This window comes from Neobacillus drentensis NBRC 102427, from assembly GCF_001591445.1.
Lineage (GTDB): Bacteria > Bacillota > Bacilli > Bacillales > Cytobacillaceae > Neobacillus > Neobacillus drentensis.
Map to the genome: position 1 here is coordinate 1 of NZ_BCUX01000077.1, position 14,673 is coordinate 14,673.

Sequence of the window (14,673 nt, forward strand, 5' to 3'; positions counted from 1 at the left end):
GGGGGCTTTTGTTGAAGAAATATTTTTGAAGTCGATTCCACTTGGGAATCGGCTATTTTTTATTTCTGGGTGTCATAACTTAAAGACAGGAGTAAGGTAAGATTACTGAGTAAAAAGAAGATAATTGGGGATTCGTGTCTTTTTTATAGAGGCGGGTCAAACAATGTCACAATTTAGCATCTCCTTGAATAGGATAATTCTGGACAAGTCCTAGAAAAAATCAGGACAAGCACAAGAATAAAAATAAGGAGATGAATAATTTGTCAACAATTACGGTCAGGAATACCAATGATAGCGGTCCAGGTTCACTTCGTAATGCTGTTGCAATAGCAAATCCAGGTGACACCATTAACTTTGCTGTATCTGGTACCATTACTTTACTCAGTCCAATAAATATTAATAAAACCATAACCATAAGCGGCCCTGGTCCAACAATCAGCGGTAGTACTACGCGTATCTTTACTATTAGCGGTGCGACTACCACAGTTACACTCAATAACCTAACCTTCCAAAATGGAAATGATAATACAGGTGAAGGTGGTGGGGCCATCCTTAATAATGGTGCCACATTGACTGTGGTAAGGTGTACGTTCTTAACCAACAAATCTACTACTTCTGGCGGTGCTATAGCAAATAAGGTTTCCGGTACAGTTACTATTACAAATAATAGTATGTTCACTGGCAACACCGCTAATTTTGGTGGGGCTATAGGGAATTTTTCTGGTACAGTCAATATTACAAATAATACTATGTTCATTGGTAACAGCGCTACGGCTGGTAATGGTGGAGCTATCGCAAATGATGACCTAGTTAACATTACAAATAGTACGTTCTCTCAAAATACTGCCTCTGTTGAAGGCGGGGCTATTTCAAATGATGGCACACTTATTGTTGTGAGAAGTACGTTTTCTAACAACAGTGCTCAGATTGGTGGAGCTGTATCAAATTTTGGTTCCGGTACAGTTAGTATTACAAATAGTACATTCACTGGCAACATTGCTTTTAATATTGGTGGAGCTATTGCGAATAGAAATTCTGGTGCAGTTAATGTTACAAATAGTACGTTCACTGGCAACACCGCTAATGTTGGCGGCGCTATAACGAATCAGGATTTAGGTGCAGTTAATATTACAAATAGTACGTTCACTGGCAACGCCGCTAATTTTGGTGGGGCTATAGGGAATTTTTCTGGTACAGTCAATATTACAAATAGTACGTTCTCTAACAACAGGGCTTTGATTGGTAATGGCGGGGCTATAACAAATGATGGCACACTTATCGTTGTGAGAAGTACGTTTACTAATAACAGTGCTCCGAATGGTGTTGGTGGAGCTATTGCAAATACTGGAGCAGCAACCATTACAAGAAGTACGTTTACGGGCAACACCGCTACGAGTGGTGGAGCTATAGCAAATTTTAACAATGGCACAGCAACACTTACAAGAAATACGTTCACTGACAATAGTGAACCGCAAGTAACTGGTGTATGACCAAGCTGATGATGAATCAAGCTCTGATTAGGATCACCATTCCTTTTCACCATCACTCTAAAAAATAAGGGAAAAATAAAGACTAGCGTATAATTTTTTTAAGGTAGCCAGTTGCTACCTTTTTTATTTTTTGAAGGTAAAGTTTCCCAAAATAAAAATATAATTAAATACTACGAAATTCTTTTAATCAAAATGAATCATAAAATATCCTTCTCATTTATAAAAATGTAGGAAGAGGTTTCTTTTCGTCAAATGTCCCCTTGAAAAAAATGAGTCGAAGGGTGTTGTTGCAATGAGTCTCAAAGACATAAGTACCTCAGTACCCAAAAAGGATCATTCAGGTAAAGTATCAGGCCAGCTGCCCTATATAAGTGACGTGAAAGTGGAAAATATGGTATATGGTGTTTTGGTTCGGTCTCAGGTTGCTTATGGGAAAATCATATCCATCCAATTACCAAACCTTCCGGAAGGATATGAAGCGGTTGGCGCAGAGGATATCCCAGGACCAAATTTTGTCAAAATTATCAAAGAAGATCAGCCCATTTTTGCCAATGAGTGGGTCAATTATATTGGTGAGCCGATTCTGATGCTCGTAGGAAAAGACCTGAATATCCTTTACAGTTTGTTAAAGGAAGTGAAGGTTATTATCGAGGAACATCAGGCTATCTATACGTTGGACGAAGCGATCAAACAAAAATCTGCAGCCGGGGTCATTATGGCAAGCTATGAATTCGGGGAAAGCTTAGAGACCGTTTCAGCGATCGAGCAGGGAGCCCATCAAATCATCGAAGAAGAGTATGATACGGGTTATCAGGAGCATGTCTATCTTGAGCCACAAGGAATGCTCGCCATCTATAAGGATGATGAAATTGAAGTCCAGGGATCGATGCAATGTCTTTACTATATAAAAAATGCCTTGCTCAGCGCTTTAGCCTGTGGTGACGATGAAGTCAGAGTGGTTCAAAGCCCTACCGGCGGAGGTTTTGGCGGCAAAGAGGAGTTTCCTTCGATGATGGCTTGTCACGTAGCTGTTGCGGCAAGAGCAGTCAAAAAGTCGGTGATGCTCGTCTTCGACCGTTCGGAGGATATGGTGGTTACCACGAAAAGGCATCCGGCCAAACTCAACTATCGAACTGCCCTTGATAAGGTTGGGAATATTTTGAGCCTGTCTGTTGAGATCTTTCTCGATGGCGGAGCGAATGTGGGTTTGAGTTCTGTCGTGCTGCAACGCGCCTTAATAAACAGTGCCGGTGTGTATAAAATTCCGCATTTTCATGCAAAAGGATATGTTTTAAAAACCAATACCGTTCCGAATGGCGCCTTCCGAGGCTTCGGTGCCCCACAAAGCTTTGCCGGAATCGAAAGCCATCTGGGACATCTTAGTAAACTGGCAAACATCGAACCGCTTGAATATAAACGAAAATACCTCGTTAAACAAGGAGACCCCACCATTACTAAAGGCATATTCCGTGACCCAATATTGGTAGAGGATATGATTGAGGACCTCCTCAAGACCTCAGAATACAAAAAGAAAAAACAGGAATTTCAGCGTTTCAATCAACAAAATCTGCGCTATAAAAAGGGCATCGGAACTTCACTGTTCCTGCACGGCTGTGGATTTACCGGCAGTGGTGAAAGAGATCATATTAAAGCAACGGTGAAGCTGGTTAAATCAAAAGACGGCATAGTTATGCTGAAAATCTCCAATTCCGATATGGGACAAGGCATTTTGACGACTTTGTGTAAAATTGTCGCCAAAGAACTTGACCTCCCATATGAAGATGTTTTGTACCCCTATCCCGATACAAAAGTGGTTCCCGACTCCGGTCCGACCGTAGCCTCGAGGACGACGATGATTGTTGGGAAATTGCTGGAACGGGCCGCAAAAAAATTAAAGGCTCAGTGGCAATCAGGGGTGGACCAGGAAGTGGTTGAGCATTATGTTCACCGTGAAATGATTCCTTGGGACGAAAAAACCTTCACTGGAGATGCCTACCCGGCTTATTCATGGGGTGTGAATTTCGTAGAGTTGGAAGTGGATACGTTAACAGGAAATGTAAAATTAGAAAAAGTATACGGCAATTATGAAGTAGGCAAGGTCATCGATGATCGGATTATGAAAGGCCAAATTGATGGTGGATTGGCTCAAGGGTTAGCATACGGTTATTTAGAAAAGATGACGTCAAAGCAAGGGAAAATTCAACAAAAAAGCATCTCGGATTATGGACCGCCGACTTCATTGGATGTTGTTCCAATTGAAAGCAAGGTCTTCGATAACCCCTATGCAGATGGTCCATACGGAGCGAAGGGCGCAGGTGAATTGACATTAATCGGCGGTGCTCCAGCAGTCCAGGCTGCAATCGAGGATGCCCTTCACACTACTTTTCAGCAAATTCCCATCACACCGGAAGTCATTATTGAAAGTCTATGGATGAAAGAAGGTGAAGAGGGTTGATTAAATTCACACTCAATGGAAAAACGGAAGAAACGAACGCCCCCGCTACTACAAGATTACTAGACTTATTACGAGATGATTTTGAATTAATCGGAACAAAGGAAGGCTGTGGTGAAGGGGAGTGCGGAGCCTGCAGTGTTTTTGTGAATAACCTCCTGCAAAACAGCTGCCTGATTCCGATTGGCTCAATTGCCGGAGCCGAAATTCAAACGATAGAAGGCATACTTGAAACGAAAAAATTTAAGATTTTAGATGAGAGCTATTCCGATGCCGGGGGAGTGCAATGCGGCTATTGCATCCCGGGGATGATTATGGCAAGTGCAGCCTTGTTATCGAAAAATCCTCACCCGTCAAAGGCCGAAATACGTGAAGGTATATCTGGAAATTTGTGCAGATGTACGGGCTACAATATGATCGTTGATGCGATCAATCAGGCAGCTAAAAAAGGTGACGGCATATGGTAGAGAAAATGACGGCTACGTATCGCTTTGATCGACTAGAACAAACTTTGAGCCAATTGAATCGCGAAGACTGTCTAATCATGGCCGGCGGTACGGATATCATGGTTCTTCACAAGAGTGGAAGGGGCGTACCTCTGAAACTGCCAAAACCGCTTATTTTTATTGATCATCTTTCCGAATTAAAGCAAGTCTTTCAAAATCATAAGGATATTCACATCGGGGCTTGCTGTACCTATAGTGAATTACTTGAACATCCGTTAATCCCGGTATCATTAAAGAACGCCATTAAAACCATAGCGGCCCCGGCAATAAGAAACAGAGGGACATTAGGCGGGAATATTTGCAACGCCTCTCCAGCCGGGGACACCCTGCCATTATTATACGTGTACAATGCAAAGCTTCTGTTGCGCTCCGTCACTGGTGATCGAATCGTTGAGATTAGCGATTTTATTCAAGGTCCGCGACGAGTACAACGTTATCAAAATGAGATTTTGGCTGAAATTATCTTGCCTTCCGTATTAGAAGAAGGTGCATATGTCGTATTTGAAAAAGTTGGCAACCGCAACGCAGATGCCATTGCCAAAGTAGGGTTTGCAGGATATATCCGAATAAATGAGGCTCGAATCGAAGATGTTCGCTTTGCCTTCGGGGCAGTCGGACCAACAATGGTTCGTTCCATTGATATTGAAAGGAAGTTAGTTGGAAAAACCATCCCATTAGCCGATGCAGACATCGTGCAGGTTGTGGCAGGCTTCGATAAGATTATTCGGCCGATCGACGATCAACGCTCCACGGCGACTTACAGAAAAACCGTCGCCTTAAATCTGTTACGTTATTTTCTTAGTATGAAACAATATCAAGCGAATTAATTTTTTCAAAAAAAGGGGGGAGCTAATTCATGCTACTGATGGAAAAAGTGGCCTTGCTGAACCGTCAAAACGAAACCTTTGCTTTAGCCATGATCATTGAATCAAAGGGCTCAACTCCCAGGCATGTTGGAAAGATGATTGTATATCGTGACGGTACGATTGAAGGAACGGTTGGAGGGGGCTTGGCTGAACATTATATCATCGAGGAGAGTGTTCAAGCTCTCCAAATCGGTAAATCGAAAATCGTTGAATACAAATTAAATAGACATGCAAAAGATGGAATACAGATGAGTTGTGGCGGAACATTGCGGGTGTTTATTGAAGTCTATACAAGCAGGCCAGAACTTGTTTTGGCTGGTGCCGGTCATTTAGCCTTTGCGCTATCTCAGCTTGCTGATTCCCTTGAATATCCTTATTGCATTGTCGATGATCGCGTGGGTTATTGTACAAAGGAACGCTTTCCGAATGCGACGAACCTTTTTGTGGATGAGGATATTGAAAAGGCCTTACGCGCAGCCAACCTAAATGAAAAGTCATACGTGGTCATTGTTACAAAAGATGGGGATGATAGAGTCTTAAAAACAGCCCTGCAATTTCCGATTGCCTATGTAGGGATGGTTGCCAGCAAACGCAAGGTCATAACCATTTTTGAAAAATTAAAAAGCGAAGGAGTTACACAAGAACAGTTGGAACAGGTCTATTCCCCAATCGGGTTGGAAATAAGTGCGGAAACCACACAAGAAATTGCCATCAGTATTATCGGTGAAATTATCAAAGTAAGCAAGGAAAAAAATCCTTTGAAAGTGAAACAATTAAGCAGATAAGTACAATTGAACTGACGATGCAGGTTAGTGAAAGAAGGAATTTTCACATCTTTACTTGAATATATCTAGGAAAAGACTATAGATGGGGGGGCTGTTTATGGCATTAGTTTCAATCTATACTGTCGGAAGGCTAAATCACCCCTATGACCACCCTGCTTCTCGTGAATTTTATGAAATGGGATATAAAGTAATGCGTCAGGCATCTGTATCGGGACATCTAATTGAGGAGTTTTCATCAGACGGAGTGCCTTTCCCTGAAGAAGCTAAAGGGAATGGTTACCCTGTTTTGACCCTAACGGTATGGAAAAGCCTTCAATCCTTATATCGTTTTACCTATTCAGGGAAGCACAGCCAAGCGTTGCGAAATAGGAGCAGATGGATGAAACCTTATCAAGAGAAACACTTTTCATATGTAGTGTGGTGGACAGAGAAGGCGAAGGATGTTTCTTGGGAGGGGGCTTTCAAGAGACATAACTATTATATTCAAAATGGACCCACTCCTTTTGCATTTGATTTTAAGCATGCATTTGATGAAAAAGGGGAGACGTTCCTGATTAAGTAGCAGCGGGACCCCTTAATAATTGGAAACTTATCCACTTAAACTAATGGTGACGTAAAGTAATAATACACCTTCCAGTGACATTTTATTTTTAATTGCAAAAACATTTACAAAAAGCAAGACAAATTTGGGTACATTTTCGATTGCATTTTCGGGTTATTGGGATAAAGTATTTAGTTTAAGAAGCATATAAATTGTAAAGGGGCAGTACCTGTTTTTTTAGGAACTGCCCCTTTTACTAATTTATTTTTTTAACCCGGCTGCAAAGAGGGGACCATTAACTGTAATGGTCGATAGAATACGAGCCATTTCTTGAGGGGATTCTTTCATGCCGCTATTCAACCATTGTTGAATAACCCCTATATGTGCAGAAGCAATATAAGATATTAAATATTGTCCTGGAACAAGTAAATTTTCCTCCTTGATAATTGCGTTTACATCATTTCCGTATATTGTTTTCCACATAAAATCTTTCAGTCTTGTTTGGAATGATAAATCTCCTTTTGGACCTAACACAGCTTTCATAAAACCATTATTTTCATTAAGATACTCAAATAATGAAACTGCAAGAGAAAAAGGTGCTAAAGTTGGTGAGTTGGTTCCTAGTGCAGCAATAACACCTGGAAAGTTCTGTTTTGCGATTCTGGACATTTCAAACATGATTTCTTCTTCGAATTTCGTCATTAAATCATATTTGTCTTGATAGTGGGCATAAAATGTACCCCTATTAATTTTTGCTCTAGTTGTTATGTCTTTTACCGTAATTGCTTCGAACCCCTTTTCATCGATTAATTCTACCAGCGCATCTCGGATGGATTCTTTTGTCCGAATAACCCGTAAATCTGAATTATTATCTCGCAAGGTAACTCCTCCTTAATTTTATCCAACACATTTATAAAAGGTGTTCCGTAACGAACACATCTGCCATATTTGATTATTGAACATAAACGAATTCAATTATAAAATCTAAAATATAATAAACAACAGGTTGTTCGTTATTATAACAAAAAATCAGGGAGGATAAAATATGTTCAAAAACAAACTGTTATTAGTTTCACCAATTATCGCATTGGCAGTGGTTTTTATTTTTTCACTAACATTATTTCCATCGGTTCAACCTCAACCGAAAAATTTGCCGATTGCAATTGTTAATGAGGATGTAGGAGTGGAAATTCCTAATCAACCGAAAATGAATATGGGGCAAACCATTGTTGAAATGATACAAAAAAATTCAAAAACAACAACGGATGAAGAACCAGCGGTGAAGTGGGTAGAAGTTAAAACAGCAGAGGATGTTCAAAAAGGATTAGATCATCAAAAATATTACGCAGCATTAGTAATCCCGAAAGATTTCAGTGCTAAACAGGCTTCTTTACGGACTTCAACACCTTCAGCATCTGAAGTTCAGATATTTATTAATCAAGGAATGAACACGATGGCTTCAACAATGGCAGGACAATTGTTAAACGGGGTAATTGACAATATGAATAACAGTGTTCGTGCACAACTGCTTGATGGTTTTGAAAAGCAAGGGGCAACATTAACAGCTAAGCAAGCTGGAGGTCTAGCAAATCCGATTATAAAAAAAGTAACAAATGTTAACGAAATTGGTACGAATAGTGCTAATGGGAATTCGCCTGTTTCCTTATTTCAGCCATTATGGATAGCAAGCTTGGCAAGTGCGGCAATTATCTTTATCGCTGTTAGTAAATTATCAATTACCAATCGGAAAGAGAACCTTACCGCAAAGATAGGTCAAATATTAATGGGGGCCATTGTCGCCCTAGTCGTTGGCTTTGGATTAACTTGGCTGGCCGATAGGATGGTAGGAATTCATATTCCACAGTTTACGGATACAGCTTTATTCCTATCGATTACTTCCTTTAGCTTTTTCCTCATGATTTCAGCTGTACTTTCGTGGTTGGGAATCAGAAGTATCGCTCTTTTTGCCCTATTGTTATTCTTTGGGGCACCATTGCTTTCCATGGCTCCGGAAATGATGTCTCCATTTTATCATGATTGGGTATACTCATGGTTGCCCATGCGATTTATGATACAAGGTCTACGAGAGTTGTTCTTCTTCGGAAATGGATTATCTTGGAATTCTCAAGTATCTACCCTTGTTTGGATTGGAGTAGGGAGTATGGTAATCATACTAACTTCTTCTTTAAAATTTAATTCAATAAAAGACAAAACACAAAATCAAACCTTAGAGGGATAACAAAAACAAGCCGTTTCCTAAAGGGAAAACGGCTTTTACACCCCGCATTGCATTCCTTTAAAAGATTAATGGTATCTTTGTTCATAGTTGTAATCCCTTCTAGTTGTTTTGGTATTAATATGAGGAGATGCAACTTATTTATTCGATAAATGAATTAATTAAATAATCTTTTCTTCGTATATAAGCGGAGAAATTCCTCTTAATTAAGAAATAGCACTGAAAATAGCTTAAATAGACGGAAGGATTCCGACTATTGCCTCGAAAAACATGAAAATGGGTAATTTTGCTTTGCTTAACCGGAAATCCTCCGCTTATATACCTCGAACCGAGCTCCATTATGCATTTAACCGGAAAATCTCCGCTTATTTTAAGTACCACTGGTCACTCAATGAAGAATCCATCTTCTTATATAAAAAAAACAAGTAAATCTCATTTAGATGCGTTGCGGGAACCTTCCATCTGTGGCTTTTCCTTATTCAAGTGACGGGGCAGTCTAGTGAAAAAGGATATGTAAAAACAATTAATTTATTTCTCCTGCTATTTCATAAAATTGTGTGGGTATGTTATATAAAGAGGGAAATTCTTAATTGTCAGGTGGGAGTAACTTGTTTAATACGATAGTAAAGTCTGTGCCTAATTTATTTACGATTGGAAATCTATTGTGCGGTGTTCTTTCAATTACTTGTAATATGAGTGGCTTTTTAGAGGTGTCGGCCATTTTAATATTCTTTTCTGCTGTTTTTGATCTTGTGGATGGAAGGGTTGCTAGAAAATTAAGAGTGAACAGTGCATTAGGTGTCCAATTGGATTCCTTAGCTGATATTGTTAGTTTTGGAGTGGCACCAGCACTTTTATTTCATACATTAGCAGCTCCCTCGATTCTAACCTCTTTGGCATTTATTCTATTTCCAACAATGGGGGCATTAAGACTAGCTAAGTTCAATGTTAAACCAACCATTGGGTATTTTAGTGGATTACCTATTCCAGCTGCCGGGTTACCTTTGGCAGGTATGGGGTTCTTTTCATATTCCAATGCGTGGATTACCTTAATACTGGCTCTTCTAATGGTAAGTCCAATTAGAGTAAAAAAACTTTAATTTAATTTGCTTTGTTAAAAGCTATTAACCATCCCAATTGGTTTAGCTTTTTTCATAACCTTTTGTTTCCCTTAATTCACGATTAAGAATTCATTAATTTAGAAAATGTTTGCATTTATCATGCTACATTAGAAGTAGATCTAAAGTGAGGGATTCTTTACTTTAGAGTTTTCTTTTTATAAAAAATGGGGGCATCTAGATGTCATATATAATCAATTTATTTGAACAGCATAGTTATCTAATATTATTTATAGGGATTTTTCTAGAACTCATGGCACTTCCCATTTCCGGTGAGTTTTTAATGAGCTACGCCGGGTACTTTGTCTATCAGGGAAAAATGAATTACATTTTAGCACTTTTGACAGTCTTTCTTTCAGCTGGTGCAGGAATTACCGTAACCTATTGGATTGGGAAAGCTGGAGGATATAAACTTATTGAAAAATATGGAAAGTTTATTCATATGGGTCCAGAAAGATATAATAAAACAGCCGCCTGGTTTGAGCGCTCAGGCAGTAAATTGCTTGTTTTTGCTTATTTCATACCAGGTATTAGACATTTTACCGGTTATATTTCCGGCATTTCTAGAATGCCTTTTCGAAGATTTATCATTCCTGCTTATACAGGTGCTTTTTTATGGGGACTTTGTTTTATTACTTTGGGGAAAGTATTGGGCCCGCAATGGGAGAGCTTCCATCAAGCAGCTAGTAAATATTTTATCGTATTCATTATTGTTTTTGCTTTATTGATCATAGGTTATTTTGCCTATCGGTATTATAAAGTTCAAATCAAAGTATTTTTTATACATTTGTTACAACGCTTGATTCAGCGTTTTAAGACGATTAGAGCAACTGAGATTTTTCTAACGTTCCTTACTTTAATATTAATTGGTATGGTCACATTGATGCTGGGAATGTCACAAGATTATTTAGATAATGAGTTTAACGAGTTTAATGAAGTGACTGAATACATCATTCATTCAGCTATTAATAAGAATTGGATGAAGGGGTTTATAATATTTCAATCCACAATAGCACTTGGTTCCATAATAGCAGTAACCATAATCCGAATTTGGAGCAAGGGACGTAACAGAGGGCTTGAATATCTTTTACTTACAGTTTCAATAGCGGGAGCCAAACCTTTTCATGATACGGTGTTGAAAGTATTTGCATATCTTCAATCTTTTGGGTTTGTTGGGAAATTTCATTCCGAGAATTTTCCTGATTTTAATGCTACCGTTTTGATCATTATTTATGGAACATGTTTATTTTTGCTTGTTCGTCATACTACCAAAAATTATCTGGCTATATTTGGTCCATTATTTGGCTTAGTCCTATTAGTAGGACTAGCGATTGTAAATATTGCATCTACAAATGTACTTCCAAGTGATATTGTGGGGGGATATGTTTATGGCGGTGTCTGGATATTATTTAACTTCTTGTTGTTTGAAATGATAAGACTTGTAGTAGCAAAAGATTGAATTGAGTTAAAGAATGTCTTGGTGAATCCATGAGGACGGTTTGGCTAAAGTATGTTTTTGGAAGCACAAGATTCTTCCCCATGCTTCCACCCCAAATAAACTTGGGAGGTTGATAGAGATGGATGATCGTCAATTTCGAACAGCAATGGGAAAATTCGCAACAGGAGAAACAGTTAGAATTTTAAATAAAATCAAGGAAAGGAAGATTTTTATAATTGGAGGATACTGTATTGAAAATTTGATAAGACACTCTTAATTTTTTTGATTTAATAATCCTCTAATTTCTTCAACATGTTTATCTTTTATATAGCTTTTGTATAAATTACTGGATAATCGAATAGGATCACCAAAAAAGTATCTTTCATATTGGGTTTGCCTTGTACCAAAAGAACTCATCGTAAGATCCCATGCCAAACGGAAAAGTTTCACACGGTTCTCAGCATTCATACCATCTGCTTGAAGATATTGGTCGAGTTCTGAACGAATTTCGGAATCAAATGCACTTTCCGTTGGTAACGATATCATTCCGCTAGCACCAATTATTTGTATAATTTCGCTGAAACGGGGATAAATTTTAGGAAAGATGTTACTAGCCACTTGTAATGGAATAATACTAGGACGCATAAATCCCCATTCATCCATTTCTGAATCATTTTCTGCTTTCTCTAAAAGTGCTTTCATGGTTTCAAGACCAATGATGATTTCGGAGAGTTTTTCTTGAATATGTTGAAACCCACTTACATTAATCGTATTAACTAACAGTTCAGCAACCCCTAAAATAAATTCTGTTTTCACTATTTGTCGAATCAGTACTTGATGTGTTGCAAAGTGGTGAAAGGAACTATGGAGCATGAAATCCGTCGATGCCTCCACATTATCGTAAAAAAAGACACGATCCCATGGTACTAATACATGATCAAAGACCACAATGGAATCCATTTCTTCATATCGAGAACTTAGTGGATGATTAAAAAAAGATTCACCTCCAACAAACGATTCCCGGCAAATAAACTTTAATCCCTTCGTATTGGAAGGGATGGAAAAGGCAAAAGCTTCCTCGGGGTCCAGGAACCGATGTGGTGCTGTGTATACAAAAACTTCATCTGTTAATCCGCCTTGCGTGGCCAGAAGGCGAGCCCCTTTAATGACAATCCCTTTTTCATTTCGTTCAATGACTTTAGCGGAGATTGGTTCCTTAGTGTTTTCAAAATATGATTCGGATCGATTTACTTGAGGAGTAATAAAGGTATGGGTAAAGGTAAGGTCATTTTCCCGAGCATTTTCAAATACTGATTGAATATTTTCAGGAAAACAATTTTCTTTTCCTTTTAAAATGTAAGCAGTGGAGGAGGCAAAACTCATTATAACCGTATTCATATAGTCAGGACTTCTTCCCATCATTCCATGAGTGTGTCTTGCCCAATGTTCAATCATTTTTCTTCTTCTTTTTAAATCCTCTTTCGTTTTGGGCTGTAAGTAAGATAGTCCAATAGTATTTTGGTTCTCTGGCAGAAGGAAAGTCATCTCATTTTTTATATCTTGAGAATTTTGCAAATCATATAGGGAAGCCTTTGTCTTAAGAATTCCTTTAAAGGCAGGATGCTCTGAAATTTTCCCCTTGATTTTTTCACCATCAAACCAAATTTCATTTTCCATTTTATTTAAACGTTCAATAAAATCCCTACCATTTATGATACTCATGTTCTACTGTCTCCTTATAATGAAGGTAATAAAGAAATGTACGAGGTTAGTTAGTAACATTTTATTAGATTACTTAAATGCTTGTTCTTATTGGACAAGCCTTGTTTTTAAATTGGGCAAAATGTAATTTGCTTATTAGATTTACGAAACAGATTGTGAAGATTTACACTTAAAGTAACGGGTGCTTATGTAAAAGATGGGATTACTACGGCAGCCCTTATTTCTTGTTTCACTAACTGGGCAAATAGGTTAAATTAGCAGTATATATTTTGGGAGGTATGAAATGGGGAGATATTTGGTTGGTATTGAAATGGTTATTTGTGGAATCTTCCTCCTAATCATTAATCAAGGTAAAGACTTTAAAGAAGTTGAAGAATCATTAGTGATGGCTTATATATTTCTAATAGGTGGATTTATTTATATCATATATTAATATTGTCGAAAGCGATAATCCTTACTCAACTAAAGGGGGCAAGCGTTAAAGATTGGGATGGCTGCGGTGATCCCTTTTTTCTTGTTCTGCTAACGTGGCAGGTTAGTTCAACAAGTGTAATGGATGTTTGTGGTAAAATTTATTAAGAATTGTAGTTTAATTTTTGGACAATGCAAGATAACAAAGTAAAGAATAATTAGGTGATGACTATGAATAAAGAACATTATATAATTAATGCAATTTTTCTGATTTTTTCTCTTGTATGTCTAATTTATTCCATAATTCAACTCGTTTCTAGTGTAAAAGTACAATATGCCGGTGCACCCACATCTTTTCTTTTGTTAATTCTTAGTGTATGGGCAATTTGGAAATTGCTAACCGAAAAAGGAAAGGATAGCGAGTAATAAAATTGCAGTGGAATTACATTCTTTCTGAATTATTTCTTAAAAGATTTATATAAACAATTCTTTTTGTGACGAAAAACACTTAAGCTAACGGGTGCTTATGTTAAAGACGGGATGGCTGCGGCGATCCCGTTTTCTTATTGAGCTAACGAAGCAGGTTAGCTCGAGAAGGTACGTTATAAAATGTTAGGTAATTAATGGTCTAAAAGGAATTCTCTCTTTTATAGTTGAATTAATATGTATTAGATATATTTAAATGAAAGGAATGAAGTTAGTGATACAAATAATTATCCTAGGGAGGAAAGAAAGATGTTAGCGAAAATAAAAATAGGTAAATTGAAAACGGAAAATAAGAATCCAAAATATACCGTCTTACTTGAATGCCCAAACGGTGATCAATTATCTATAGAATTTGATCATTCTTTAGAAATGGGCGGGTATATGCCTTTAAAAGTTCAATGCAACGGAATAAGTAAAGGTGCAAAACTTGCTTGGTATACTCGACATATTGAGAAGATCACAGTCGATGTTTTTTTAGAGACTATTGCCAGTGAAGTAAATAAGAAATATAACTATAAAATGCAAGAATAAATGAATGGGGCTATCCTTATTGGATCAGCACTTTTTTTATGAAAATTGCTCTGTTAAATATTGATGTTGATTTTCTTATGCAACTAACGGG

The 14,673-nt window shown here is 37.9% G+C and carries 14 protein-coding genes; 12 read left to right on the forward strand and 2 right to left on the reverse strand.

The annotated features are described in order from the left end of the window. The first annotated feature begins 260 nt into the window (after positions 1-260). The 6 genes from BDR01S_RS22720 to BDR01S_RS22745 all read left to right on the forward strand — a co-directional run bounded on the left by BDR01S_RS22720 (position 261) and on the right by BDR01S_RS22745 (position 6,661). Positions 261-1,490 (forward strand): beta strand repeat-containing protein, encoded by a 1,230-nt coding sequence (locus BDR01S_RS22720; RefSeq protein WP_066253967.1) that lies wholly within the window; start codon positions 261-263, stop codon positions 1,488-1,490. A gap of 292 nt (positions 1,491-1,782) precedes the next feature. Next, complete coding sequence (locus BDR01S_RS22725; RefSeq protein WP_066253969.1) at positions 1,783-3,945, forward strand: xanthine dehydrogenase family protein molybdopterin-binding subunit; 2,163 nt, start codon at positions 1,783-1,785, stop codon at positions 3,943-3,945. Continuing rightward, on the forward strand, positions 3,942-4,409 hold the full coding sequence (locus BDR01S_RS22730) for a (2Fe-2S)-binding protein (RefSeq protein ID WP_066253971.1): 468 nt from the start codon (positions 3,942-3,944) through the stop codon (positions 4,407-4,409). The genes BDR01S_RS22725 and BDR01S_RS22730 overlap by 4 nt, the downstream gene beginning before the upstream one ends. Beyond that, a complete protein-coding gene (locus tag BDR01S_RS22735) occupies positions 4,403-5,275 on the forward strand; it encodes an FAD binding domain-containing protein (RefSeq protein ID WP_066363346.1) in 873 nt (290 codons plus the stop codon). Before BDR01S_RS22730 ends, BDR01S_RS22735 begins: the two co-directional genes overlap by 7 nt. A 29-nt stretch (positions 5,276-5,304) precedes the next feature. Further along, a complete protein-coding gene (locus BDR01S_RS22740; RefSeq protein ID WP_066253973.1) occupies positions 5,305-6,099 on the forward strand; it encodes an XdhC family protein in 795 nt (264 codons plus the stop codon). A gap of 97 nt (positions 6,100-6,196) precedes the next feature. Continuing rightward, complete coding sequence (locus BDR01S_RS22745) at positions 6,197-6,661, forward strand: DUF3291 domain-containing protein (protein ID WP_066253975.1); 465 nt, start codon at positions 6,197-6,199, stop codon at positions 6,659-6,661. A gap of 240 nt (positions 6,662-6,901) precedes the next feature. Here the strand turns inward: BDR01S_RS22745 and BDR01S_RS22750 are convergent, their stop codons facing one another. Then, positions 6,902-7,519 carry a TetR/AcrR family transcriptional regulator gene (locus tag BDR01S_RS22750; protein ID WP_066253978.1) on the reverse strand — a complete coding sequence of 206 codons (618 nt, stop codon included), beginning with the start codon at positions 7,517-7,519 and terminating at the stop codon, positions 6,902-6,904. A 166-nt stretch (positions 7,520-7,685) separates the two neighbouring features. Between BDR01S_RS22750 and BDR01S_RS22755 the strand changes: the two genes are divergently transcribed. The 4 genes from BDR01S_RS22755 (at position 7,686) to BDR01S_RS25515 (ending at position 11,709) form a co-directional block, all read left to right on the forward strand. Further along, the gene (locus BDR01S_RS22755) at positions 7,686-8,879 is read left to right on the forward strand and encodes a YhgE/Pip domain-containing protein (protein WP_066253982.1); all 1,194 of its coding nucleotides are present in this window, start codon (positions 7,686-7,688) and stop codon (positions 8,877-8,879) included. Between the two features lie 605 nt (positions 8,880-9,484). Then, complete coding sequence (pssA, locus tag BDR01S_RS22760; RefSeq protein WP_066253985.1) at positions 9,485-9,976, forward strand: CDP-diacylglycerol--serine O-phosphatidyltransferase; 492 nt, start codon at positions 9,485-9,487, stop codon at positions 9,974-9,976. A gap of 199 nt (positions 9,977-10,175) precedes the next feature. Further along, positions 10,176-11,453 (forward strand): DedA family protein, encoded by a 1,278-nt coding sequence (locus tag BDR01S_RS22765; RefSeq protein ID WP_066253988.1) that lies wholly within the window; start codon positions 10,176-10,178, stop codon positions 11,451-11,453. A gap of 118 nt (positions 11,454-11,571) precedes the next feature. Next, positions 11,572-11,709 (forward strand): hypothetical protein, encoded by a 138-nt coding sequence (locus BDR01S_RS25515; protein ID WP_157406238.1) that lies wholly within the window; start codon positions 11,572-11,574, stop codon positions 11,707-11,709. Here BDR01S_RS25515 and hpaB read toward each other — a convergent pair. After that, on the reverse strand, positions 11,706-13,154 hold the full coding sequence (gene hpaB / locus BDR01S_RS22770; protein ID WP_066253990.1) for a 4-hydroxyphenylacetate 3-monooxygenase, oxygenase component: 1,449 nt from the start codon (positions 13,152-13,154) through the stop codon (positions 11,706-11,708). The genes BDR01S_RS25515 and hpaB overlap by 4 nt on opposite strands. A 283-nt stretch (positions 13,155-13,437) precedes the next feature. On the opposite strand from hpaB, the gene BDR01S_RS25520 reads away from it, so the two are divergent. After that, positions 13,438-13,587 (forward strand): hypothetical protein, encoded by a 150-nt coding sequence (locus BDR01S_RS25520; protein WP_157406239.1) that lies wholly within the window; start codon positions 13,438-13,440, stop codon positions 13,585-13,587. Positions 13,588-14,300: 713 nt separating this feature from the next. Further along, a complete protein-coding gene (locus tag BDR01S_RS22780; protein ID WP_066253999.1) occupies positions 14,301-14,582 on the forward strand; it encodes a hypothetical protein in 282 nt (93 codons plus the stop codon). Positions 14,583-14,673: the final 91 nt, after the last annotated feature.

Bases quoted from the DNA above. Each gene is read 5' to 3' on its own strand.
- BDR01S_RS22745 (WP_066253975.1), top strand. From the start codon at position 6,197: ATGGCATTAGTTTCAATCTATACTGTCGGAAGGCTAAATCACCCCTAT.
- BDR01S_RS22725 (WP_066253969.1), top strand. From the start codon at position 1,783: ATGAGTCTCAAAGACATAAGTACCTCAGTACCCAAAAAGGATCATTCA.
- BDR01S_RS25515 (WP_157406238.1), top strand. From the start codon at position 11,572: ATGGATGATCGTCAATTTCGAACAGCAATGGGAAAATTCGCAACAGGA.
- BDR01S_RS25520 (WP_157406239.1), top strand. From the start codon at position 13,438: ATGGGGAGATATTTGGTTGGTATTGAAATGGTTATTTGTGGAATCTTC.
- hpaB (WP_066253990.1), bottom strand. From the start codon at position 13,154: ATGAGTATCATAAATGGTAGGGATTTTATTGAACGTTTAAATAAAATG.
- BDR01S_RS22735 (WP_066363346.1), top strand. From the start codon at position 4,403: ATGGTAGAGAAAATGACGGCTACGTATCGCTTTGATCGACTAGAACAA.
- BDR01S_RS22755 (WP_066253982.1), top strand. From the start codon at position 7,686: ATGTTCAAAAACAAACTGTTATTAGTTTCACCAATTATCGCATTGGCA.
- BDR01S_RS22740 (WP_066253973.1), top strand. From the start codon at position 5,305: ATGCTACTGATGGAAAAAGTGGCCTTGCTGAACCGTCAAAACGAAACC.
- BDR01S_RS22765 (WP_066253988.1), top strand. From the start codon at position 10,176: ATGTCATATATAATCAATTTATTTGAACAGCATAGTTATCTAATATTA.
- BDR01S_RS22780 (WP_066253999.1), top strand. From the start codon at position 14,301: ATGTTAGCGAAAATAAAAATAGGTAAATTGAAAACGGAAAATAAGAAT.